19 protein-coding genes are annotated in these 19024 nt (G+C 66.5%); 12 read left to right on the top strand and 7 right to left on the bottom strand.

Annotation, left to right across the window (positions count from 1 at the left end):
• Positions 1 to 9: 9 nt before the first annotated feature.
• On the top strand, positions 10 to 1230 hold the full coding sequence (locus ED208_RS08615) for an acyl-CoA dehydrogenase family protein (RefSeq protein ID WP_123211478.1): 1221 nt from the start codon (positions 10 to 12) through the stop codon (positions 1228 to 1230).
• 54 nt (positions 1231 to 1284) lie between these two features.
• On the opposite strand, the gene ED208_RS08610 is transcribed toward ED208_RS08615, so the two are convergent.
• Together ED208_RS08610 and ED208_RS08605 are read right to left on the bottom strand one after the other, a co-directional pair.
• Entirely contained in the window at positions 1285 to 2706 is a 1422-nt protein-coding gene (locus ED208_RS08610) for a DUF1329 domain-containing protein (protein ID WP_123211477.1), read from the bottom strand.
• 85 nt (positions 2707 to 2791) lie between these two features.
• On the bottom strand, positions 2792 to 3817 hold the full coding sequence (locus ED208_RS08605) for an AraC family transcriptional regulator (RefSeq protein ID WP_123211476.1): 1026 nt from the start codon (positions 3815 to 3817) through the stop codon (positions 2792 to 2794).
• 177 nt (positions 3818 to 3994) lie between these two features.
• On the opposite strand from ED208_RS08605, the gene ED208_RS08600 reads away from it, so the two are divergent.
• Positions 3995 to 6169 carry a DUF1302 domain-containing protein gene (locus tag ED208_RS08600; protein ID WP_123211475.1) on the top strand — a complete coding sequence of 725 codons (2175 nt, stop codon included), beginning with the start codon at positions 3995 to 3997 and terminating at the stop codon, positions 6167 to 6169.
• A gap of 32 nt (positions 6170 to 6201) precedes the next feature.
• Here ED208_RS08600 and ED208_RS08595 read toward each other — a convergent pair whose 3' ends face one another.
• Complete coding sequence (locus tag ED208_RS08595) at positions 6202 to 6687, bottom strand: DUF1249 domain-containing protein (RefSeq protein ID WP_123211474.1); 486 nt, start codon at positions 6685 to 6687, stop codon at positions 6202 to 6204.
• Positions 6688 to 6752: 65 nt separating this feature from the next.
• Between ED208_RS08595 and ED208_RS08590 the strand changes: the two genes are divergently transcribed.
• Complete coding sequence (locus ED208_RS08590) at positions 6753 to 8384, top strand: alpha-D-glucose phosphate-specific phosphoglucomutase (protein WP_123211473.1); 1632 nt, start codon at positions 6753 to 6755, stop codon at positions 8382 to 8384.
• 27 nt (positions 8385 to 8411) lie between these two features.
• Here ED208_RS08590 and epmA read toward each other — a convergent pair whose 3' ends face one another.
• Positions 8412 to 9386 (bottom strand): EF-P lysine aminoacylase EpmA, encoded by a 975-nt coding sequence (gene epmA, locus ED208_RS08585; RefSeq protein WP_123211472.1) that lies wholly within the window; start codon positions 9384 to 9386, stop codon positions 8412 to 8414.
• Between the two features lie 111 nt (positions 9387 to 9497).
• Between epmA and ED208_RS08580 the strand changes: the two genes are divergently transcribed.
• Both ED208_RS08580 and dksA read left to right on the top strand, forming a co-directional pair.
• Positions 9498 to 9950 (top strand): histone H1-like repetitive region-containing protein, encoded by a 453-nt coding sequence (locus tag ED208_RS08580; RefSeq protein WP_199720560.1) that lies wholly within the window; start codon positions 9498 to 9500, stop codon positions 9948 to 9950.
• Between the two features lie 119 nt (positions 9951 to 10069).
• Positions 10070 to 10432 (top strand): RNA polymerase-binding protein DksA, encoded by a 363-nt coding sequence (gene dksA, locus ED208_RS08575; protein ID WP_233574949.1) that lies wholly within the window; start codon positions 10070 to 10072, stop codon positions 10430 to 10432.
• 114 nt (positions 10433 to 10546) lie between these two features.
• Here dksA and ED208_RS08570 read toward each other — a convergent pair whose 3' ends face one another.
• Positions 10547 to 11128 (bottom strand): YceI family protein, encoded by a 582-nt coding sequence (locus ED208_RS08570; RefSeq protein WP_123211661.1) that lies wholly within the window; start codon positions 11126 to 11128, stop codon positions 10547 to 10549.
• A gap of 117 nt (positions 11129 to 11245) precedes the next feature.
• On the opposite strand from ED208_RS08570, the gene dusA reads away from it, so the two are divergent.
• The 6 genes from dusA (at position 11246) to ED208_RS08540 (ending at position 15052) form a co-directional block, all read left to right on the top strand.
• Positions 11246 to 12247: a tRNA dihydrouridine(20/20a) synthase DusA gene (gene dusA / locus ED208_RS08565; protein WP_123211469.1), complete on the top strand. Its 1002-nt coding sequence runs from the start codon at positions 11246 to 11248 to the stop codon at positions 12245 to 12247.
• A gap of 76 nt (positions 12248 to 12323) precedes the next feature.
• A complete protein-coding gene (locus ED208_RS08560) occupies positions 12324 to 12893 on the top strand; it encodes a peptidylprolyl isomerase (protein ID WP_123211468.1) in 570 nt (189 codons plus the stop codon).
• On the top strand, positions 12883 to 13623 hold the full coding sequence (locus ED208_RS08555) for a UDP-2,3-diacylglucosamine diphosphatase (RefSeq protein WP_233574947.1): 741 nt from the start codon (positions 12883 to 12885) through the stop codon (positions 13621 to 13623). The genes ED208_RS08560 and ED208_RS08555 overlap by 11 nt, the downstream gene beginning before the upstream one ends.
• Positions 13620 to 13916, top strand: coding sequence for a hypothetical protein (locus ED208_RS08550; RefSeq protein WP_123211467.1), 297 nt, complete (start codon positions 13620 to 13622; stop codon positions 13914 to 13916). Before ED208_RS08555 ends, ED208_RS08550 begins: the two co-directional genes overlap by 4 nt.
• 103 nt (positions 13917 to 14019) lie before the next feature.
• Entirely contained in the window at positions 14020 to 14331 is a 312-nt protein-coding gene (locus ED208_RS08545) for an SCP2 sterol-binding domain-containing protein (protein ID WP_123211466.1), read from the top strand.
• Between the two features lie 58 nt (positions 14332 to 14389).
• Positions 14390 to 15052: a class I SAM-dependent methyltransferase gene (locus ED208_RS08540; RefSeq protein WP_158608487.1), complete on the top strand. Its 663-nt coding sequence runs from the start codon at positions 14390 to 14392 to the stop codon at positions 15050 to 15052.
• Here ED208_RS08540 and ED208_RS08535 read toward each other — a convergent pair.
• Positions 15028 to 18159, bottom strand: coding sequence for an ATP-binding protein (locus ED208_RS08535; protein WP_158608486.1), 3132 nt, complete (start codon positions 18157 to 18159; stop codon positions 15028 to 15030). The genes ED208_RS08540 and ED208_RS08535 overlap by 25 nt on opposite strands.
• A 113-nt stretch (positions 18160 to 18272) precedes the next feature.
• Between ED208_RS08535 and ED208_RS08530 the strand changes: the two genes are divergently transcribed.
• Entirely contained in the window at positions 18273 to 18770 is a 498-nt protein-coding gene (locus ED208_RS08530) for a SixA phosphatase family protein (protein WP_123211463.1), read from the top strand.
• Between the two features lie 10 nt (positions 18771 to 18780).
• On the opposite strand, the gene ED208_RS08525 is transcribed toward ED208_RS08530, so the two are convergent.
• Complete coding sequence (locus tag ED208_RS08525; protein ID WP_123211462.1) at positions 18781 to 18975, bottom strand: DUF2061 domain-containing protein; 195 nt, start codon at positions 18973 to 18975, stop codon at positions 18781 to 18783.
• Between the last annotated feature and the right edge of the window lie 49 nt (positions 18976 to 19024).

Raw genomic sequence — 19024 nt, 5'->3', positions numbered from 1 at the left:
AGACCGGCGATGATCAACCTCGAAATCCCGCGCAAGTACGGCGCCCTGGTCAGCCAGGCGCACCAGGTGGCGGCCAACATCTTCCGTCCGAACTCCCGCAAGTACGACCGCGCCGAGCACAGCTACCCGAAGGAGCTGGACATGCTCGCCTCGCTGCTCGACGGACTCAACGCCGCTGGCGGTGCCGACGGGGCCAGCGCCGCGGGCGTGCGTCGCGACGCGGTGCAGGACAGCGGCAACCGCAACGGCAGCAACCTCGCCACCGTGCTCGGGGTGATGGAACTCTGCTGGGGCGATGTCGGCCTGCTGCTGTCGATGCCGCGCCAGGGCCTGGGCAATTCCGCCATCGCCTCGGTGGCCAACGAGGAGCAGCTCAAGCGCTTCGAGGGCCGCTGGGCGGCGATGGCGATCACCGAGCCGGGCTGCGGCTCCGACTCCGCCAACATCCGCACCAGCGCCGTGCTCGACGGCGACCACTACGTGCTCAACGGCGAGAAGATCTACGTCACCAGCGGCGAGCGCGCCGATCTGGTGGTGGTCTGGGCGACGCTGGACCGCAAGCTCGGCCGCGCCGCGATCAAGTCCTTCGTGGTCGAGAAGGGCACGCCGGGCTTCGAGCTGGTGCGCCTGGAACACAAGCTCGGCATCCGCGCCAGCGACACCGCCGCCTTTGTGCTGAAGGACGTGCGGGTGCCGAAGGAAAACCTGCTCGGCTCGCCGGAAGTGGACGTGCAGAAAGGTTTCGCCGGGGTGATGCAGACCTTCGACAACACCCGCCCCCTGGTCGCCGGCATGGCGGTAGGCCTGACCCGCGCCTGCCTTGAGGAAACCCGCAAACTGATCGAGAGCACCGGCCTGGTCATCGACTACGCGCTGCCGGCGCACAGCCAGTGCTCGGCGGTGGCCGACTACCTGCGCATGGAGGCCGACTACGAAGCGGCGCGGCTACTGACCCTGCAGGCCGCCTGGATGGCCGACAACCGCCAGCCCAATTCGCTGCAGGCCTCGATGGCCAAGGCCAAGGCCGGGCGGACCTGCGTGGCGGTCGCGCTCAAGTGCGTGGAGCTGGCCGGCAGCCTCGGTTATGCCGAGGGCGAGGAAGGCCCCGGCCTGCTGGAGAAGTGGGCACGCGACGCCAAGATCCTCGACATCTTTGAGGGCACCCAGCAGATCCAGTTGCTGATCGTCGCGCGACGCCTGCTCGGCAAGACCTCGGCCGAGCTGAAATAGCCGGCCGGAAAAAAACGGCGCCCGAAGGCGCCGCCGGTTTGCCAACGCCCCGCCCTACTTGCCGCGCGCGCGGCGCTTCAGGTTGCTGGGGTCGAAATAGCTGTCGGAGTAGGTGACCTCGAAGTCGGTCACCGCGTCTTCGTTGACCATGGTGGTCGCGAAGTAGCGGTTGGACTGCAAGTCGTAGATCAGCTCCGGAATGCCGGTGGTGGTGGGGATGAACGGCGCGGTCAGCAGGTGTGCCTCCTGCACTTTCCACAGCGCGCCGCGGGCGTCGTAATTGTCGATGCTGGAGATCGCCCAGGAATCCTCGTCGACGTAGAAGGTGCGCTTGGCGAAGTTGTGGCGGGTGCCCGGCTTCAGCGTTGCCTCCACCACCCAGACCCGGTGCAGCTCGTAGCGCGGGTACTCCGGGTTGATGTGGAAGGGCCGGAGGATGTCCTTGTATTTCAGCTTCGGACTGTTGATCTGGTAGGAGTTGTAGGGGATGTAGACCTCCTTCTTGCCGACCAGCTTCCAGTTGTAACGGTCGAGCGCGCCGTTGAAGACGTCGATCTGGTCGTTGTACTGCTCGTTGTCGGTGCCCAGCGCCGGGTTGTCGTAGCCGACGTCGGGCGCGCGGGTGACGCGGGCCAAGCCGGGCGAGTACAGCCAGGCGGCGCGACCACCGCCCTCGGTGCCGGCGAACTCGTGCACCAGGGTGATCTGGCCGGCGACGCGCGGCGGCGACACCACCTCGCTCAGGTAGAAGGCGAACAGCTTGTTGTCGGCCGCCGGCGGGTCCTTGAGATTGGCGTACTTGAACTTCACGTCCTCGACCAGCTTGGTCAGCACGAAGCTGCCGTCCGGCTTGACGATGGCCTGGTTGTTGTAGCGCTTGGCCGCCGAGCCACGGAACTTCAGCTTGTGGTTCCAGATCACTTCGGCGCCGTTCTTCGGGATCGGGAACGGGAAGCCGAGCTTGGCGCCCTTGAGGTCGTCGGTGCCGGTGAGCACCGCCGTGGTGGCGTTGGCAATGGTCGCCGCCTCGATCTCCTTCGGGTAATAGGCGGTGCGTACCGGCTTGTAGACGCGCAGCTTGTAGGTCGGGTATTTGCTCAGCATCGCCTTCTGCCCTTCGGTGAGCTTGTCGGCGTACTGGGCCATGTTGGCCTTGCTGATCTCGAACAGCGGGTTCACCGCCGCCGGATCGACATTCTTCTTGAAGTCGTTCTCCAGCTTGTCCGGGTCCTTCTTGCGCAGTTCCTCCAGCCGCGCCCGGGTGTACTTCTTGGTCTCTTCCGGAAAGTTCTTTTCACCGGTGAACTCGGGGATTGAGCCGTCCTTGTTGCCGGCGCGGGTCGCGCCGACCGGGGTCAGCTCCTTGCCGAGCTTGGCGGCTTCCTCGGCACTGACCGCCGCCTGCGCGGAACCGGTGGCAAGGGCAAACAACAGGGCACCCGCGAGCGCGTGAACGCGCGATAGCTGCGATCTCATGGTCTCCTCCAATGATCGGTATTGTTTCAGTCAGCGATGGCAAGTTTAGGGCGCGCGCCACCGATCCGCGATGACCGTTTGGCGCCTAGGCCGGCTGCGTGTCTGAAACCGCCGGCTTGCGCCGTTGCTCACGGTATTGCAGGGGTGTCATGCCTGCCCAGCGGCGGAACGCCCGGTAGAAAGTGCTGGGCTCGGAGAAGCCGGTGAGGTAGACGATGTTCTCGATCGGCTCCTCGGAATGCGCCAGCAGCCGCCGCGCCAGCGCGTAGCGGAAGTCGGTGCGCAACTGGCTGAAACTGGTGCCGGCGCGGGTCAGCTCGAAGCGCAAGCGGCGCGGCGCCAGTTGCAGTTCGCGGGCCACGTCCTCCAACTCGCATTGCTCGATCTCCAGGCGCCGGGAGAACACCGCGCGGATGCGCTCGATCAGATCCTGACGCTCGATCTTGGACAGCCGCTTGGCGGCGAACTCCTCGTGCAACTGCAAGAGGTCCGGGTCCCAATGCGGCGAGCGGTAGTCGAGCACCGCCGCATCGAAGCGCGCCTGCGCACTACCGGCACCGAAGCTCACCGGGCAGCCGAAGACCTGTTCGTACTCCGCCAGCGCCGCCCGGGGCTGGCAGCTCAGCGCCACCGCCAGGGGACGGAAGCGCCCCTCGGTCACCTCGCCGACCAGACGCACCAGCTCGTAGAGCATGCAGATCTCGGTGTGCCGCTGCACCGGCGTGGACAGCGCGGCACTGGTGAGATTGATGCAGACGCTGCTGCCGTCCTTGACCAGCCGCACGTTGAGGGCATCGCTGATCAGCCGCAGGTACTTGAGCGCGCGGTTCACGCCCTCGCCGAAGGTGCGGCTGGAGAACAGCAGGTATTCCAGCACCTCGCCCCGGTACAGCGGCAGGTGGGGACAAAGATGTAGACCGATCTCGGAGTCGCCCGTTACCGCCTCGACGGTCTCCCAGAAAAAGCTCTGCAACTGGTGGGCGGTGCGCAGCTCCCGTAGCGGCAGCTTCTCGGCGTCATAGCCCAGGCGGGCGTAGATGCGCTGCACGTCCAGACCAGCATTCACCATGCCTGTGTGCACTACCTGCAGCATCTGTCCGGAATCGCGCATCGTCCCTCGCCAAAGTCCTTGTTGCCATCAACGAAAGACAACGTAACACCAAACCCATGTATATTTTCCGGCACAGCCCGGGCAGTTCCAGCGGTGATCGCAGCCGCCGGCGCACAGCATAGAGGCGAACAATAAATCAGTGCAGGACTCGATTTGGAGCCGCACGGAGGAGAGAGCATGAAAATGAAGTCGGCAAGCGGCCCGCTACTGTTTGCGCTCGCCTGTTGCAGCGGCGCCGTCCAGGCACTGGACTGGCAGTGGGGCGAGGCGCAGTTCTCCTTGAAGAACAGCTACTCGGTGGGCGCCGCCATGCGCATGCAGGACCGCAACGGCATGCTGGTCGGCAAGCTCAATACCCCCGGCCAGCAAGACCTCTGCGCAACCGACAACTGCATCTCCTTCACCGGCGATCCCGAACCGAACGCGAGGCTGGTACGCGCCGGCGGCGCTTTCTCCGGCGTCAACCAGGACGACGGCAACCTCAACTACGACAAGTACGACCTCGTCGCCGCCACCAACAAGCTCAATTCGGTGTTCACCGCCGAGTACGGGGAGTTTGTGGCCAAGCTGCGCGCCATCGGCTACTACGACCCGGTCAACGCCGGCTTCGACGAGCACCACACCGACACCCGCTACCAGCCGGCCCGCAGCGAGCGCCCCAGCGACATCTCGCGCGACTTCGCCAAGGGCGTGAACCTCTACGACGCCTATCTGCAGTACAACTTCAGCTTCGGCGAGCGCAACGGTCTGGTTTCCATTGGTCAGCAGTACGTGCGCTGGGGCGAGGCCAATCTGGTCGCCATCAACAGCCTCTCGGAGATCAACCCGCCCAATGCAGCGGCGCTGCGCATGCCCGGCAGCGAGATCAGCGAGGTGTTCCAGCCGGTGCCTTTGCTACTGCTTTCCACCGACATCAGCGAAGGCCTGTCGGCCGACTTCATCTACCAGTTCGGCTGGAAGGCGGTGCAGGCCGATCCGCGCGGCAGCTTCTTCGCCGACACCGATCTCGCCGGCGGCGGCCGCTACGGCTATATCTCGCTGGGCCAGTTCGGCGAGGATCCGAACAAGCTGGCCAAACCGGCCGGCGTACTGGGCCTGATCTCCAGCACGTCGCTGACGGTGGACCTGGAACAGACCGAGGCGCGCGACGACGGCCAGTACGGCCTGCGGATCAACTACCTCGCCGACTGGCTGAACAACGGCACCGAGCTGGGGCTGTACTTCCTCAACTACCACAGCCGCTACCCCTACGCCTCGATCATCGCCGCCGACGAGTCCTGCGCGCGCAGCTCGACCAATGCGGTCGAGGCCTATGTCGCTTGCGGCGGCTTCAACGGCAGCCTGCCTGGCCTGCCGGGTTTGCAGAAGGAGCCGCTGCCGATCGACACCATGCGGGCGCAGTTGGTCTACCCCGAAGACATCCAGATGTACGGGGTGAGCTTCAACACCACCATCGGCAGTTGGTCGCTGGCCGGCGAATACTCCTTTCGTCCCAATGTGCCCCTACAGGTGCACATCACCGACGTGATCTTCACCGGCCTGCAACCGGCCTTCCCGGACAACGACATCGTGTCCGACCCGACCAGCGCCAATGCCCTGATCACCCAGATCGCCAATGGCCTCAACATCGACCCCAACGCCATCACCGCCCTGCTGCCCGGCCTCAGCGGCGACGTGGTGGACCTGCTGCGCGCCACCCTGCCCAGCGCCGACAACGGCGTGCCCAGCTATCTCAAGCACTACCGTGGCATCGACCGCATCGCTGCCAACCAGTTGATCAACGGCTACGAGCGCTTTCCGGTGGGCCAGCTTGATCTCACCGCGATCAAGGCCTGGTCGAAGAACCCCTTCAATGCCGACCAGGTGCTGCTGATCGCCGAGGCCGGCATGACCCAGATCTTCAACCTGCCCTCGCATCAGGTGCTGCAGATCGAGGGCGGCGGCGCCAATCGCACCCACGCCAGCCCTGGCGCCGACTGCACAGGCGAGGCGCCCGGCACGCCGGTCGCGGACTGCACCAAGCATCTGAATCCCACCCAGCAGACCAGCAACTTCGCCGACAGCATCGCCTGGGGCATCCGCCTGCTGACCCGCATGGAGTACAACGACGTGGTCTTCGGCTGGAGCTTCAAACCCACCTTCGGCTTCTTCTGGGATGTCGAAGGCGTGGCCCCCTACCCGATCCAGAACTTCGTCGAGGGCCGGATGGAGGCGCTCGCCGGCACCGAGGTCAACCTCACCCCGGCACTGACCGGCCGCATCGCCTACCAGAGCTTCTTCGGTGGCCGCCCCGGTGAGAACACCCGCGCCGATCGCGACAATCTCTCGCTGAGCGTCAACTACACCTTCTGAGCAGCATCGCCCCGGCAAATCGGCCGGAGGTCTCAGGCCAGGCTGGGCACCGCGCTGCGGCGCGGCCGCTCGACATGGGCGAAGCCGTGGCCGTGGTGCAGCAGGTATTCCAGCCAGCGCGCCAGCATCAGATTGCGGCTCCACTGGTCATTGAGGTACAGCTCGGCCTCGGGAGCGCCGCCCTCCTGTGCCAGCCAGGGCGGCCGCTGCGCGCAGTGCAGCGCTTCGGCAACCCGCGCATCGCGATAGACCTTGATCCAGAAGTCCGGCGCCAGACGCAGACCTTCGGCATTGCGGAATTCGTAGGTCAGGCGTAGCTCCACGGTGTAGGGAGACCGCTCGACGGTGATCAGGTGCAGCGGCAGATCGCTCGCGGAATGCGAGACCGCGTGCTCGAAGGGCAACTCCAGCTCCGGCAGCAGGCGCTCCAGCAGCAGGTAGTTGCGCTCGTAGAGGTCGATGAGATGCGCCAGACGGCGACGACCCAGCAGGCTGCTGGTGAGCTTCGTGGTTTGCATGGCCGGACTATAAGATTGCGCTCCCGTCAGCGACAACCGGGCTCTGCAAGCGCCGAGCCAGCCCCATGCCCATCCGCGAAATCGCCACCAAGCCCTATCTCGATCAAAAATTCGGTACCGCCGGTCTGCGCAAGAAGGTGGTGATCTTCCAGCAGCCGCACTACCTGGAAAACCTCTTGCAGTCGGTGTTCGACTGCGTGCCGGACCTCAAGGGCCAGACCCTGGTGATCGGCGGCGATGGTCGCTACCACAATCGCGAGGCGATCCAGACCGCGATAGCCATGGCCGCCGCCAACGGCGTCGCCCGGGTGATCGTCGGGCAGGGCGGCATCGTCTCCACCCCTGCGACCTCGCATCTGATCCGGCTCAAGGGCGCGGCCGGCGGCTTCGTGTTCAGCGCCAGCCACAACCCGGCCGGGCCGGACGGCGACTTCGGCGTGAAGTTCAACATCGCCAACGGCGGCCAGGCAGGCGAAACGGTCACCGATGCCATTTACGCCCGCACCAAAGAGGTCAGTGCCTACCGCATTGCCGACGGTGGCCACATCGACCTCGACCGCCGCGGTATCAGCCAGATCGACGGCATGCAGGTGGAGGTGATCGACGGCGTCGCCGACTACGCGGCGCTGATGCAGGAGCTGTTCGATTTTCCGAAGATGCGCGACTGGCTCAAGCGCGGCGGCCGGGTGGTCTTCGACGCCATGCACGCGGTCACCGGCCCCTATGCGCAGCGGATTTTCGTCGACCTGCTCGGCGCGCCCCCGTCGAGCCTGTTGAATGCCACGCCGCTGGCCGACTTCGGCGGTGGACATCCCGATCCCAACCTCATCTACGCCAGCCATCTGGTCGATCTCGCCAATGGCGAGGACGCGCCCGACCTGCTGGCCGCCAGCGACGGCGACGGCGACCGCAACATGATCCTCGGCCGGCGGCAGTTCATCTCGCCCGGCGACTCGCTGGCGATGCTGGCGGCGCATCTGCACCTGCTGCCCGGCTACCGCGAGGGTGTACGTGGCATCGCCCGCTCGATGCCCACCTGCCGCGCCGCCGATGTGGTCGCCGCCAGCCTGGGCATTCCCTGCTACGAGACACCGACCGGCTGGAAGTTCTTCTGCAACCTGCTCGACGCCAACCGCATCACCCTCTGCGGGGAAGAAAGCTTCGGCACCGGCTCGACCCACGTGCGTGAAAAGGACGGTCTCTGGGCAGTGCTGGCCTGGATGAACGTGCTCGCCGCCACCGGCCTTTCAGTGCAGGCACTGGCGCAGGCCCACTGGCGCCGCCACGGCCGCCATTACTACTGCCGCCACGACTACGACGAACTGCCCACCGCCGACGCACAGGCGGTGATGGCCGGATTGAAAGCACAGTTTCCGGACCTGCCCGGCCGCCGCTTCGGCAACTGGCAGGTCAGCCTCGCCGACGAGTTCGGCTACGACGATCCCATCGACGGCAGCCACGCCAGCGCCCAGGGCCTGCGGGTTGTGTTCGGCGAGGCGGCGCGGCTGATCGTGCGGCTGTCCGGCACCGGCACCAAGGGTGCGACGCTGCGGGTGTACTTCGAGCGCTACGAGACCGCAGAGAGCGAGCTGGGCCACGACAGCAACGCCGCCCTGGCGCCGCTGGTGGTGATCGCTGAGCAGTTGCTGCGTCTTCAGGAACTGACCGGCCGCAAGGGGCCGGACGTGGTGACCTAGGGCGCCGCACCCAGGCGCCCCAGCGCCTCAGGCGCGGGCATCGTCAAAGGCCAGCACCGCCGCCAGCGCCGGGGCCTCGAGCAGCAACATCAGCAAGCGGTCCACGCCCAGAGCCACGCCAGCGCAATCGGGCAGGCCCTGGCGCAGGGCGGCGATCAGCTGGGCGTCGTAGTCAGGCACCGCGCGCGCTCGGTCGCGGCGCCAGGCCTGATCCGCCTCGAAGCGACGTTGCTGCTCGCCGGCGTCCGCCAGCTCGTGAAAGCCGTTGGCCAGCTCGACGCCGCGCCAGAACACCTCGAAGCGTTCGGCCACCTCGCCACGCACCCGCGCCAGCGCAGCCTGGCTGGCCGGAAAGTCGTAGAGGAAGCAGGGCTGGTCTTGACCGAGCTGCGGGCCGACCACCAGCGACATCCACAGGTCCAGCCAGAAGTCGCGGTCTTCCAGCTCCGCAGGCTCGAGATTGCGCGGCAGGCTGTGCCCGCGCTGCTCCAGTCCGCTGCGCAGCTCGGCGAGTGTGGCGATCCAGGGGTCGAGGCCGGCGTAGCCTTGAAACGCCTCGCGATAGCTCAGGCGCAGACATACCTGCGGCATGGCGACACCGCAGGCCTGTAGCAGCGCCTCCATCTCGTCCATCAGCCGATGGTGGTCGTAGCCTGGCCGATACCACTCCAGCAGGCTGAATTCCGGGTTATGCCAGCGGCCGGATTCCTCGTGACGGAACACCTTGCACAGCTGCCAGATCGGACCACTGCCGGCGCACAGCAGGCGCTTCATCGCGAACTCCGGCGAGGTCTGCAACCAACGGCCGTCGTTGCAGCGGAAGCTCTCGATGTGACGATCCACCGTGGCATGCCGAGACAGTAGCGGCGTCTCCACTTCCAGCACCTCGCGCTCGGCGAAAAATTCACGGATTCGCCGCAGCAGATTGGCTCTGGCGCGCAGGTTTTCCAGGCTCGCGGAAGGTGGCCAAAGCGTGGGCGATTCGTTGCCGGAAGATTTCATTGACGTTGCGCAAAAACGAGTGCTATAAGGCTCGCTATCGTAGAGAAATACCTAGTGTTCTCGAACGATGCGAGGCATCCAAGGCCATTTTGACTTACGAGGGAGACCCTGGTGACAACGAAGAAAGCCAAGCCCGCCGCGAAGAAAGCGCCGGCGAAGAAGGTCGCTGCCAAGAAACCCGTGGCGAAGAAGGCACCCGCCAAGAAGGTTGCGTCCAAGAAGCCGGTCGCCAAGAAAGCGCCGGTGAAAAAGGCAACCGCTAAGAAGCCCGTCGCCAAGAAGGCCCCCGCGAAGAAAGTCGCCGCCAAGAAGCCGGTCGCCAAGAAAGCGCCGGTGAAAAAGGCGCCCGCAAAGAAAGCCGCTCCGGCCAAGAAGCCGGTCGCCAAGAAAGCCGCGCCCGCGAAGCCGGCAGCCAAGCCGGTCGCCAAGAAGGCGCCGGTGAAGAAGGCGCCAGCCAAGAAGCCGGTCGCGCCGAAGGCCGCCCCGGTCGTCGCGGCTCCGGTTCCGCCGCCGGTCGCCGAAAAGAAAGACGAAGAGGAAAAAAAAAAGCTGGACGTAGTCTGAGCCCAGCAAAGTCCGTCATCATTGCGCCTAGTGCGAAACCCAAACCGAAACCGGTTCAACTTCCGAGAGGCGCAGTGTTGACGGAGCAGCAGGTCCGCGATATGCCGGACTCTGAGTACATGAACGACGCCCAGCTGGAATTCTTCCGCCAGCGTCTGATTCAAATGAAAGAAGAAGTGCTTCGTCGTGAAGTGGACGCCAAGGAGCGTCTGCACGAGCGTGAAGTCTTCGCCGACCCCGCCGACCGCGCCACCGCCGAGGAAGAGCACTGGCTCGACCTGCGCCTGCGTGAGCGCGAATCCATGCTGCTGCGCAAGGTCGATGACGCCCTGCGCCGGATCAAGGAAAAGGAGTACGGCTATTGCGAGAAGACCGGTGAGCCGATCGGCATTCCGCGCCTGCTGGCCCGCCCTACCGCGACGGTGATCGTCGACGTGAAGGGCCTGCACGAGAAGGTCGAGACGCACTTCCGCGACCGCTGAAGCCTTCAGGCGCCTCCGCGCCGATACCGTCTCCTTACCTCGTTACGCTACCTACGACCGCCGCTGATGATTCAGCGGCGGTCTTTGTTTGCCGCGCCGCCAAAACTCGCTCGCTCAGCGCGGCCCCGGCTTGGGGTCGAGAACCGCTTCGACCTGGATCGCCAGACGCACCTGGGTGCTGCCGTACTGCGCGGCGTAGTCCATGCCGAAATCCCGGCGGTCAAACTCCGCCGTCGCGTCGGCACCGCAGACCTCGCGCCGGAGCAGGGGATGGATCAGACAGCGGAAGCGCTGGATGCGCAGCGGCACCGGACGGCTGATGCCGAGCAACTGCAGTTCGCCGTCCACCGCGACCGGCTGTCCGGCCTCGAAGCGCAGGGGGCCGCGATAGCGAATTTCCGGAAAGCGCTCGGCCTGGAAGTAGTGCTCGCCGCGCGCCACCTCGTTCATCTTGTCGTGGCCGAAGTCGATGCTGGCGGCCTCGATACGCACGTCCACCGAGCCCTGCTGACGCTCGCGATCCAGTTCGATGCGCCCCTGGCTGCGGTTGAACTTGCCGCGCCAGACCGAGATGTCCATGTGCGAGGTCTCGAAACTTGGATAGGTGTGACTCGGGTCGATGCTGTAGGTCTGCGACACCGCCTGGGCGACACCGGCCAGCAGACACATTCCGACCAGGGCGGAAACTCGTTTCATCATCGGGGTCTCGCTGGGCGGGAAAACTGTCCCAGCTTACGCCGACGCCGCCACGGCGGATGCCGGCACCGGACAAGCACAGGCCCGAAGCCCGGAACGACCGTGCGAAAATGCCGCATGAGTTCTTCGCCACATCTGTTCTGCACCGCTCCCCTGATGGACTGGAGCGACCGTCATTGCCGCTACTTCTGGCGCGGCCTGAGCCGCCATACCCGGCTCTACACCGAGATGGTCACCACCGGCGCTCTACTGCATGGCGACGTCGCCCGCCACCTACGTTACGAGGCCAGCGAGCATCCGCTGGCCCTGCAATTGGGCGGCAGCGAGGCCGACGCCCTGGCCCGCTGCGCCGAGCTTGGCGAGCAATGGGGCTACGACGAGATCAACCTCAATTGCGGCTGCCCTTCCGACCGCGTGCAGGAGGGCCGCTTCGGCGCCTGCCTGATGAAGGAGCCGGCGACCGTGGCCAGCGCGGTGGCCGCCATGCGCCGCGCGACGCGGCTGCCGGTGACGGTCAAGCACCGGATCGGCGTCGACGACTGCGAGGACTACCCCTTTCTGCGCCACTTCGTGGCCACCGTCGCTGCCGCCGGCTGCGAGACCTTCATCGTCCACGCCCGCAAGGCCTGGCTGAAGGGCTTGTCGCCGAAGGAGAACCGTGAGATTCCGCCGCTCACCTACGAGCACGTGCACCGCCTCAAGCAGGAATTCCCGCAGCTGCGCATCGTCATCAATGGCGGCCTGAAGACACTTGCCGACTGCCAACAGCAGCTCACACAGCTGGACGGCGTGATGCTGGGCCGCGAACCCTACGAGAACCCCTGGATGCTGGCGGCGGTCGACCCCACCCTGTTCGACAGTCCGGCGCCGGTGGAAACCCGCAAGCAGGCGCTACGCCGGCTGCAAGCCTACGTCGAGCGCGAGCGCCTCGAGCACGGCACGCCGCTGGCAGCGATCACCCGTCATGTGCTGGGGCTGTATCGCGGACAGCCCGGCGGCCGCGCCTTCCGGCGGGTGCTGTCGGAACGCGGCCACCGCGCCGGTGCCGGCTGGGAGGTGGTGGAGGCCGCACTGCTGGCGGTCCAGGGCGAGCAGCAGAAGCTCTCCGACGCCGCCTGAGCCGCGACGGCGGCGACCCCGCCCAGCCGCTAGAATTCCGCACCTTGCTACGTTGTCCTCCACCGTCGAGATCGCCATGCGCCTCAAGACATTGCTGCTTTCCACCCTGCTCGGACTGTCCATGACCGCCACCGCTGAAGCCAAGCCCACCACCGTCCTGCTCAAGACCAGCCAGGGCGACATCACCCTCGAGCTGAACGCCGAGAAGGCGCCCAAGACGGTCGCCAACTTCGTCGCCTACGTGAAGGCCGGCCACTACGACGGCACCGTGTTCCACCGCGTCATCAAGGGCTTCATGATCCAGGGCGGCGGCTACACCGGCCCCAATTTCGCCGAGAAGGACACCCGCGAGTCGATCGCCAACGAGTCCAAGAACGGCCTCTCCAACCTGCGCGGCACCATCGCCATGGCGCGCACCAGCGCGCCACACTCGGCCAGCGCGCAGTTCTTCATCAACCACGCCGACAACGACTTCCTCAACGCCGGCGCGCGTGGCGAGTGGGGCTATGCGGTGTTCGGCAAGGTGGTGAAGGGCATGGACGTGGTCGACAAGATCGCCAGCATCCCCACCGGCCGCACACCGCCGTTCGGTCAGGACGTGCCGACCACCACCGTCACCATCGAAAAAGCCAGCGTTGTCGACTGATCTGCTGCTGGCGGACCTGCACCTGCCACCGAACGACGGTGGCAGCGGCGGGGACCCGCTGGGGACCGCGTTCCGCCGCTTCTGCGAAGGACCCGCGCGCGCCGCCCAGCGGGTGTTCATCCTCGGCGACCTGTTCGAGGTCTGGGTCGGCGACGATGCCGGCCTGGTCGAGCATGCCGAGGATGTCGCCGCCATCCGGCGTCTGGTCGACTCCGGCGTCGAGGTCTACTTCCAGCACGGCAATCGCGACTTCATCGTCGGCGCTGCCTTCGCCCGCGCCACAGGGCTGCGACTGCTGCCCGATCTGGCGGTGTTCGAGATCGCCGGCCAGCCCTGCCTGCTCGCGCATGGCGATCTCTTCTGCACCGACGATGCCGCCTACCAGCGCTGGCGGCGCTTCTCACGCAATCGTCTGGCGCAATGGATCTACAACCGGCTGCCGCTGTCGCGGCGCCGTCGCATCGCCGGCGGGCTGCGCAGCGACAGCCATAAGCAGCGCAAGCCCGAAGCGATCATGGACGTCAATGAAACGACGATCCGCGAGACCTTCCTCCGATATGCGGTGCCGCGCCTGATCCACGGCCACACCCATCGCCCAGCGGACCATCACTACCAGATCGAAGGGCGGCACTGCGAACGCATCGTGCTTGCCGACTGGCGACCGGATCGCATGGAGTGGCTGCGGGCCGATGCCTGCGGTCTGCACCGCGAAACCCTGGCCACGCCGTGAACCCGAACTGGCTCAGCTTCAAGCAGTTGGACGAAGCGGCAGAAGTCCCCAAGGGCGAGGCCTTCCGCGCCTTCCGCCGGCTCGAACAGCATTGGCGGCAAGACCGGGATTACCGACTCCTGCGCTCGGATCTGGATGCCGTGGAGATCTCGGAATTGAAGCGTTCCGGCCAGGTCTATCGCAGCAGTGCCAACGTTGTTCTGCTGGCGCCCGCGCGTGCCGAGCAACTGCTCGCGATACTGCGGAGCGCAACAATTGCAGATGGCGGCGCGAGCGCACAGCAACAGCAGTAAGAGCCATTTCCAGCAATCAACTATTCATATGCAGAATGGTTGCCACTGGTTGTCGCAGCGCCTTACCATCCCCGCTCCAAACCATCCTTTCTGGAGAGACACAATGTCCGCCGCCGTCGAACTCATCAAGAAAATGCCTGCTGCCTTCACTGGCGACGGCCAGGATTGCACCATCCAGTTCAACATCTCCAAGCCGATGTACGTGACCATCGCCGGCGGCGCCTGCACCGCCTCCGAAGGCACCGCCGCCAACGCCGACCTCGGCATCACCATGGAAGACGACGATCTGGTCGCGCTGATGAAGGGCGAACTCAACGGCATGACCGCGTTCATGACCGGCAAGCTGCAGATCGACGGCGACCTGATGCTGGCCCAGCGCCTGGGTTCGTTCTTTGACCCCGCCAAGCTCGGTTGATCCCGCCGCCACTGCGGTGGCGGAAACCAAAGCCCTGAACTTCAAAGTTCGGGGCTTTTTGTTTGAGCTCCGAGAGCTCGATGGCCGCCTGTGCCTGCGGGCGCCGCATCTGGCCGGCTACGGGGCGATCAGCGCCGACTGGGGCAGCGAGGATGTCCGCCGCCGCATCAAGGGCGGCAAGAAGCAGTTGCTGGCGAAGGCGGTGGGGCTGCACAAGCACCCCAGCCCGCACGTGCTCGACGGCACCGCCGGCCTGGGCCGGGACGGCTACACATTGGCGGCACTCGGCGCCAACGTCACTCTGGTCGAACGCACCCATGCGCTGGTGCGGCTGCTGCGCGACGCCCAGGCCCGCGCGCTGTCCGACGCGACCCTGTGCGCGGCCGCCGACCGCATCACCGTGATCGAGGCCAGCAGCCATGCGCTGCTGACCAGCTCCGCCAGCGAAGGCGCGGCCTGGGACGTGATCTATCTCGATCCGATGTACCCGGAGGACGGCAAGAGCGCCCTGCCCTCCAAGGAAATGCAGGTGCTGCGCGACCTCACCGGCGGCGACGCCGATGCCGACAGCCTGCTCGATCTCGCCCTGGCCTGCGCCCGTCAACGGGTGGTCATCAAGCGGCCTGCGAAGGCGCCCTGGCTGGCTGGCCGCAAACCCGGCCTGGAGCTGAAAGGCACCCAGGCGCGCTTCGACATCTACCTGCCGTCGCCCAGGCCCTGAGGCAGTGCCGCCCCCGGCTGGCTGCGCTTGAGCCGCAGCCAGCGCGCGACGGTACGCAGCAACACTTCCGGATCAATGGGCTTGGCGATGTGGTCGTTCATGCCCGCAGCCAGACAGCTTTCACGGTCGCCGCTCATGGCATTGGCGGTCATCGCCAGCACCGGCAGGTCGTGGAACTGCGGCTGCTCGCGGATGCGCCGGGTAGCGGTGTAGCCGTCCATCACAGGCATCTGCAAATCCATCAGCACCGCGTCGAACTGCCCCAGCGCCAGCTGCGCCAGGGCCTCGCGACCATTGCCGGCGGTGCCGACCACCGCGCCGGCCTGGCGCAGCATCTCGCTGGCCACTTCCAGATTGATGGCGTTGTCGTCCACCACCAGCAGGCGCGCGCCCTTGAGCAGGGTCTGGCTGTCCGCCGGTTCCAGTGGCGGGCTGCGCCAGTCCGGCGCAGCCGGACTCAGCTTGAGCACGAAGGAGAAGCAGCTGCCCTTGCCAGGCTCGCTCCGCGCACTGAGATCACCGCCCATGAGATTCACCAGCTCCTTGCTGATGGTCAGGCCCAGCCCGGTACCGCCGAAGCGTCGGGTGGTGGAGCTGTCGGCCTGGGTGAAAGCCTTGAACAGGCGCGCCATCTGCGCCGGCTGGATGCCGATGCCGGTGTCGTGCACCGCGAACCGTAGCTGGGCCCCGCTGGCGTCCTGGCCTAGCAACTCCACCTCCACTCGCACTTCCCCGGTTTCGGTGAACTTGATGGCATTGCTGATCAGGTTGAGCAGCACCTGGCCGAGGCGCAAGGGATCGCCGACCAGATCGTGCGGCAGCGTCTCCGGCCGTTGCAGGCTCAGCCGCAGTCCCTTGCTGGAGGCGCGCTCGGCCATCAGGCCCTCGACCCGATCCAGCACGTTCCAGAGATCGAAAGGGATGTGCTCCAGACTCATCCGCCCGGCCTCGATCTTCGAGAAGTCGAGAATGTCATTCAGCAGGCCAAGCAGGCTCTGGGCGGCATCTTCGACCTTGCCGAGCTGCTCGCGCACGCCCGGCTCGGCGGTCTGGCCGTGGGCGAGGTGGGTAAGACCGATGATGGCGTTCATCGGCGTGCGGATCTCGTGACTCATGTTGGCCAGGAACCGGCTCTTGGCCTCGTTGGCGGCATCGGCCTCTCGGCGTGCCTGCTGCAGCGCCAGTTCCAGCCGCTTCTGGTCGGTGACGTCGATCCAGTAGCCGTTGAGCAGCACCCCGCCCTCCTCCTGGAAGATGTTGGCGGAGGAGCGCAGCCAGCGCAGCTGCTCGCCACCGCTACCGGGGACGCTGACCCGGAACACCTGGGTGTGCTCGCTGCCGTTGAGCACGGCATCGCTGATCGAGGCCATCAGCGCCGAGTAGTCCTCGGGGTAGACCCGGTCCAGCACGGTCTCGAAATTGGCCAGCGCCTGTTCGCGCGACACCCCGAAGACCTTTTCGACACCGGCGCTGACGAAGCGCAGCGACATCGGTTTCCGCTGCGGACGAAAGATCTGGTAGACCGCGCCGGGCATCGAGTTGGTGATGTCGCGCAGCAGGCGTTCGGCCTGGCGCAGGGCCTCGGTACGCGCCTCCACCCGTTGTTCCAGCTGGTGGTTGAGCGACTCCAGCTGGCTCTGCGCCCGCTCGCGCCGGAACGCCAGGCCCAGCTGCTGCGCCACGCCCTCCAGCAGCTGCTGGTGGCTGGCCTCCAGCGGCGTCTCGGCGTCGAGCGCGAACACCCAGACCCCGCCCACCGTGGTGCCATCGGTATGGATCGGCGCGAACAGGCCGCGCTCGCTCTCCCGGAATGGCTCGGAGCAGCTGCGGTGGCTGTCGAGATCGACACGGGCGCAGACCCGGTCGGCCTGCGCCCAGGCCTCCGGCAACAGCACGGTGACCCGCCGCAGCATCTCGGCGAAATCGGCATCGACCCAGCCCAGCAGGTCGGCCACCCGGTACAGGACCTGCTGCTCGCGCATCCGGTCGGCGAGATCGCTCTGGCGGGCGGCGACGCTGCGGTCGCGGGCGTGCAGATCGTCGATCAGACGGCCAATGCTCAACACCAGACTGCCCAGCTCATCCTTGCCCTGATAGTCGACGCTCGGCACCGGCCGCCCCTGCCCGACCTGTTGCACCGCCAGCGACAGTTGTTCCAGCGGCCGCGAATAGCGGCGCGCCACCCGGTACAGGATGGCACTGGCGACCAGTACCGCCAGCAGCAGCAACCCGGCCAGCAAGGCCTGACCGGGCCGGGCAAGCTGTGCCACCTCGCGCTGACTGCGCGCGTGGAACAGACGCCAGCCGGTCGCTTCGACGATGGCGGTCCCGACGAAGGCGGCGTCCAGTCCCGGCCAGCTCAGATCCCGCTGGCTGGCGGCCGCTTCATGCAGCTGCCCGGCGATCAACGCGGCAGCGGCGCTGCCGGCCGGTGCGAAATCGGTATAGGGTCGGCCCAGCCGGCTGGCCTCGCGGGCGTAGAGAATGCGTCCGGCCGTGTCGAGCAGCAGCCAGTCGCTCGCCGCCGTCGATACATCCGCCGCCAGCAGGCGCGGCAACAGGTCGAGCCGCAGCTCGGCGCGCAGCGCGCCGGCAAACTGCCCGTCGCGATAGAACGGCACCAGATAGGCCAGCACCCAGCTCGGCGCCGGGCCGGGCAACAGATCGGGGGCCGTCCACTGCGGCTTTCCTCCGGCCTTGACCTCACTGAACCAATCGGGGTCGGCAGCGCCTGCGGTTACGGTGGAGGACGGCGTCTGCGCCCGGCTGCGGTACACGGCGCGGCCGTCGGCATAGCGCAGACCGAGCCCGTACAGGACTCCCGGCCGTGCCAGCAGCCGATCCAGCCACGACCGCAGCTCGGCTTCCGGCAGCTCGTCCCGCAGTGCGAGCAGATCGGCGCTGCGCTCGGCGTCAGCGGCGGCCAGCCGCAGCGCCAGAGACAGTTGGTCGGCGCGCCGCGCCGTCTCCATCCGCACCTCGGCCCGCTGGACCCGCTGCTCGCTCTGGTAGAAGTGCAGGAGGGTCAGCAGGCCGAGCAGACCCAGCACCAGCGCGGTGGGCAGAATGGCGCCGAGGACGATCTTCTGGTGTAGGTTGAGTCGCATGTCCCGGGTCGGCCTTCGTCGTTGCGGACTGGGAAGGCCACAGTTCACTGACGTCGCGGCAAGATGCCACATCCGCCATCAAATCGTTACACAACTCGCCTAGCGTTCCCGGCATGCGCCTGCTGACCCTGATCCGCCACGCCAAATCGTCCTGGGACTACCCGGGGCTCACCGACTTCGAACGCCCGCTCAACGACCGCGGCCGAAGGGACGCGCCACGCATGGCACAGCGACTGGCGCGCCGCTGTAAGCCGCCCCTGCTGCTGCTCAGCAGTCCCGCCACCCGGGCGGTGACCACCGCCCGGCTGTTCGCCGAGGCATTGGGCGTGGACTTCGACGAAGTGCTGATCGAACCGCGCCTTTACGAGGCCAGCCGCAAGACCCTGCTGGAAGTGATCGCCGGCCTGCCCGAGCGCCGCAGCCAAGTCCTGCTGTTCGGCCACAACCCCGGGCTCAGCGAACTGGCACATACCCTGGCCGCCTGTCCCTTCGACGAGCTGCCGACCTGCGCGGCCGTGCAGCTGCAACTCGACATCGCCAGCTGGGCCAAGGTCGGCCCTGGCTGCGGCAAGCTGCTGCACTACGGATTCCCGAAAGACGGCCTGGATTGAACCCCGCGCTTCAGGACAGCGCCAGGCCGGCGTGGCGCTGTTCGCGGCGGCTCCAGTAGCGGTCGTGAAAATGCGCCGCCAGGGTATTCAGGAATGGCTCGACCAGGGCACTCATGCCACCCGCCACCAGACTGCCAGTGAAGGCGTAGGTGACGCTGAAGGCGATGCCGAAGTGCAGCAGGGCGAAGCTCAGGGTCTTTTTCATCGCGGCGCTCCCGCCGATGGGAAGGCCTCGAATGATATTGATTCCCAAC

The organism is Stagnimonas aquatica, from assembly GCF_003730135.1.
Taxonomy (GTDB): Bacteria; Pseudomonadota; Gammaproteobacteria; order Nevskiales; family Nevskiaceae; genus Stagnimonas; species Stagnimonas aquatica.
Note: the sequence above shows the minus strand (reverse complement) of the source record. Positions and strands in the feature narration are given on the sequence as shown.

What these genes read in the sequence shown, in the direction of transcription:
- ED208_RS08615 (WP_123211478.1), top strand. Translation starts at nt 10, where the DNA reads ATGATCAACCTCGAAATCCCGCGCAAGTACGGCGCCCTGGTCAGCCAG.
- ED208_RS08610 (WP_123211477.1), bottom strand. Translation starts at nt 2,706, where the DNA reads ATGAGATCGCAGCTATCGCGCGTTCACGCGCTCGCGGGTGCCCTGTTG.
- ED208_RS08605 (WP_123211476.1), bottom strand. Translation starts at nt 3,817, where the DNA reads ATGCGCGATTCCGGACAGATGCTGCAGGTAGTGCACACAGGCATGGTG.
- ED208_RS08600 (WP_123211475.1), top strand. Translation starts at nt 3,995, where the DNA reads ATGAAAATGAAGTCGGCAAGCGGCCCGCTACTGTTTGCGCTCGCCTGT.
- ED208_RS08595 (WP_123211474.1), bottom strand. Translation starts at nt 6,687, where the DNA reads ATGCAAACCACGAAGCTCACCAGCAGCCTGCTGGGTCGTCGCCGTCTG.
- ED208_RS08590 (WP_123211473.1), top strand. Translation starts at nt 6,753, where the DNA reads ATGCCCATCCGCGAAATCGCCACCAAGCCCTATCTCGATCAAAAATTC.
- epmA (WP_123211472.1), bottom strand. Translation starts at nt 9,386, where the DNA reads ATGAAATCTTCCGGCAACGAATCGCCCACGCTTTGGCCACCTTCCGCG.
- dksA (WP_233574949.1), top strand. Translation starts at nt 10,070, where the DNA reads ATGAACGACGCCCAGCTGGAATTCTTCCGCCAGCGTCTGATTCAAATG.
- ED208_RS08570 (WP_123211661.1), bottom strand. Translation starts at nt 11,128, where the DNA reads ATGAAACGAGTTTCCGCCCTGGTCGGAATGTGTCTGCTGGCCGGTGTC.
- dusA (WP_123211469.1), top strand. Translation starts at nt 11,246, where the DNA reads ATGAGTTCTTCGCCACATCTGTTCTGCACCGCTCCCCTGATGGACTGG.
- ED208_RS08560 (WP_123211468.1), top strand. Translation starts at nt 12,324, where the DNA reads ATGCGCCTCAAGACATTGCTGCTTTCCACCCTGCTCGGACTGTCCATG.
- ED208_RS08545 (WP_123211466.1), top strand. Translation starts at nt 14,020, where the DNA reads ATGTCCGCCGCCGTCGAACTCATCAAGAAAATGCCTGCTGCCTTCACT.
- ED208_RS08535 (WP_158608486.1), bottom strand. Translation starts at nt 18,159, where the DNA reads ATGCGACTCAACCTACACCAGAAGATCGTCCTCGGCGCCATTCTGCCC.
- ED208_RS08530 (WP_123211463.1), top strand. Translation starts at nt 18,273, where the DNA reads ATGCGCCTGCTGACCCTGATCCGCCACGCCAAATCGTCCTGGGACTAC.
- ED208_RS08525 (WP_123211462.1), bottom strand. Translation starts at nt 18,975, where the DNA reads ATGAAAAAGACCCTGAGCTTCGCCCTGCTGCACTTCGGCATCGCCTTC.